The organism is Lentzea sp. NPDC060358, from assembly GCF_042725365.1.
Lineage (GTDB): Bacteria > Actinomycetota > Actinomycetes > Mycobacteriales > Pseudonocardiaceae > Lentzea.
Map to the genome: position 1 here is coordinate 1 of NZ_JBHXCW010000434.1, position 2,751 is coordinate 2,751.

Below are 2,751 nucleotides of genomic sequence, written 5' to 3' on the forward strand. Positions count from 1 at the left end.
CCCCGATCAGATTGCCGGGGGTTCGGGGGCAGAGCCCCTGAGGGAAAGCACGCAACGCAAGCCGGCCGCCCGCAAGGCGACCACCCGCCCGGCCGCACCAGCCCGGCAGCAACCGGCCCGCCGCATCAGCCCGGCAGCAACCCACCCAGCCGCATCCGCAAGGCAACAACCCGCAAGCCAGCAGCCCGCAACGCAACCGGCGAAACCCCGGAAAACCCACCCACCCCAACAAAAATCGGGGAAACGCAAGCCAAAGCAGGCGTCCCCCCGAAAGATGGACCCCCTGATCAACCCGACTTTACTCAGGGGGTCCGACAAGATTCACTTGCGCGGCTTGGGCTTCCACACCACCAGAGCGGTCTCCGACCGGACGGGCACCAGGTCCCGCCGATAGGAAGCGTGCACAGCCGCGGTGGCGGCGTCGGCAGCGGCCATCGCCTGAGCCAGCTCCGCCTGCAGCTCCGCGACGCGAGAGCGGAGAGCGTCCACCTGGTTCTCCAGGTCGATGATCCGCTTGATCCCGGCCAGGTTCACGCCCTCGTCCTGCGACAACCGCTGCACCTCGCGCAGCAGCACGATGTCGCGCATCGAGTACCGCCGACCGCCGCCGGACGTGCGGCCGGGCGACACGAGACCCATCCGGTCGTAGGACCGGAGGGTCTGCGCGTGCAGCCCGGACAGCTGGGCGGCCACCGAGATCACGAAGAACGGCGTGTCCTCGTCAGTCCCCGGGGGGAACGGAAAACCCACGGAACTCACCGCCCTTCGAGCAGCGCGTTCAGATCTCCGCGCGGGTCGTGGTCGACCGTCACCGCCGCATAGGCCTCGAGCGCCTTGCGCGCTTCGGACGAGAGGTTGTTCGGCACCGCGACCTCCAGGGTGATCAGGAGATCGCCCGACGTGCCGTCGCGCTTGGTGATCCCCTTGCCCCGCGCCCGCAGCACCCGGCCCGACCCGGTACCGGCAGGCACCTTCAAGGTCACCTTGCCGTCCAGCGTCGGAACGGTCAACGTCGTGCCCAGAGCGAGCTCCGAGAACGTCATCGGCGCGGTCACCGTCAGGTCGTTGCCCTGACGGCCGAACACGCTGTGCGGGTTGACGTGCACGCGCACGAACAGGTCGCCGTTCGGTCCGCCGTTGCGGCCCGGTTCGCCTTGTCCCGCAAGGCGGATCCGCTGGCCGTCGTCGACTCCCGACGGGATCCGCACGGTCAGCGTGCGGGTCCTGGTGCTCACGCCGTCGCCGCCGCACTCCGGGCACGGGTCGTCGATGATCCGCCCGGTGCCGCGGCAGTCGCGGCACGGCTCGCTGAACGCGAACGCGCCCTGCGAGCGGGTGACCAGGCCGGAACCCGAGCACGTCGCGCACGTGTGCGGCGTGGTGCCGGGCTTGGCGCCCGAACCGCCGCAGGTCGTGCAGGCGGCGGGGGACGACAGGCGCAGCGGCACGGTCGCGCCCTTCACCGCCTCGGTGAAGTCGATGCGGACGTCGGTCTCGACGTCCTCGCCGCGGCGCGGACGCGTCGGCGAGCCGGCAGCCCCTCCGCCACGCCGGTTGAACAGGCCGCCGAGCAGGTCGCCCAGGCCGCCGCCACCGGTGCCCTGCGCGGCACGGCCGAACAGGTCGTTGACGTCGAAGCCACCGGAGCCGAAGCCGCCGGAACCCGGGAAGCCACCGCCGCCCGCGAACAGGCGGCGCGCCTCGTCGTACTGCTTGCGCTTGGCCGCGTCCGACAGCACGCCGTAGGCCTCGGAGACCGCCTTGAAGCGGGCCTCGGCCTTGGCGTCACCGGGGTTCGCGTCGGGGTGCAGCTCGCGGGCGAGCTTGCGGTACGACTTCTTGATCTCGTCCGCCGACGCGTCGGAGGAGACGCCGAGCTCGCGGTAGAAGTCCTTTTCGATCCAGTCCCTAGCACTCACCGGACGTCTCCTCCTCCCTAAATTTCCTCGGTCGGCGCGGCACTGGGTGCCGGCTCGTGGTCCGTCACCGCGACGAGCGCGGGGCGGACGAGCTTGTCGCCGAACGTGTAGCCGCGGCGCAGGACGGCGGTGACCGTCGGTCCGTCGACGTCCGGGGACGTGCTGTGCTGCACGGCCTCGTGCACCGACGGGTCGAACGCCTCGCCCTCGTGCGCGAACGGCTCCAGGCCGGTCTTCTGCAACGTGGACACGAGCTTGTCCGCCACGGCCTTGAACGCGCCGGTCAGGTCGCCGTGGGCGGCGGCCCGCTCGACGTCGTCCAGCACCGAGAGCAGCTCGGCGGCCACGGACGCCTTCGCGTTGTTGATCACCGCTTCCCGGTCGCGTTCCACCCGCTTGCGGTAGTTCGCGTACTCGGCGGTGAGCCGCTGGAGGTCGGCGGTGCGCTCGTCGAGCTGGGTCTTCAGCTCGGCGGCCACCGAGTCCACGACCTCCGCGACCAGGGGCTCTTCCTCGGCCGCGACGACGTCCTCCTCGGGCGCCGCGTGGGCCGGCGCCCGGACCTCGCCCGTCTCGGGGTCGATCCGGCGCCGGTCGTCCACGACGACCTGAGGCTGCTCCTCGTCAGGGGCGGCGTGCCTCGGCTCGGTCACTTCTTCTCGTCCTCGTCCACGATCTCGGCGTCGACGACGTCGTCGTCCTTCTTGGCGCCCGCACCGGCACCCGCGGCACCCGGAGCGTCCGCACCGGGGGCCTCGGCGCCCTGTGCACCGGGAGCGTTGGCGTAGATGGCCTGGCCGATGGCCTGCGACTCGGTCGCGAGCTTCTCCAC

At 71.4% G+C, this 2,751-nt stretch carries 3 protein-coding genes and 1 pseudogene; all 4 read right to left on the reverse strand.

Annotated elements, in window-relative coordinates:
- Positions 1–321: 321 nt before the first annotated feature.
- A complete protein-coding gene (locus tag ACFWGZ_RS40550; RefSeq protein WP_382456898.1) occupies positions 322–750 on the reverse strand; it encodes a heat shock protein transcriptional repressor HspR in 429 nt (142 codons plus the stop codon).
- A 5-nt stretch (positions 751–755) separates the two neighbouring features.
- Entirely contained in the window at positions 756–1,919 is a 1,164-nt protein-coding gene (dnaJ, locus tag ACFWGZ_RS40555) for a molecular chaperone DnaJ (RefSeq protein ID WP_382456899.1), read from the reverse strand.
- A 17-nt stretch (positions 1,920–1,936) separates the two neighbouring features.
- Complete coding sequence (gene grpE / locus ACFWGZ_RS40560; protein WP_382456900.1) at positions 1,937–2,572, reverse strand: nucleotide exchange factor GrpE; 636 nt, start codon at positions 2,570–2,572, stop codon at positions 1,937–1,939.
- Positions 2,569–2,751, reverse strand: a pseudogene (gene dnaK / locus ACFWGZ_RS40565) (molecular chaperone DnaK); the annotation flags it as partial. The pseudogene dnaK and the gene grpE, both read right to left, overlap by 4 nt.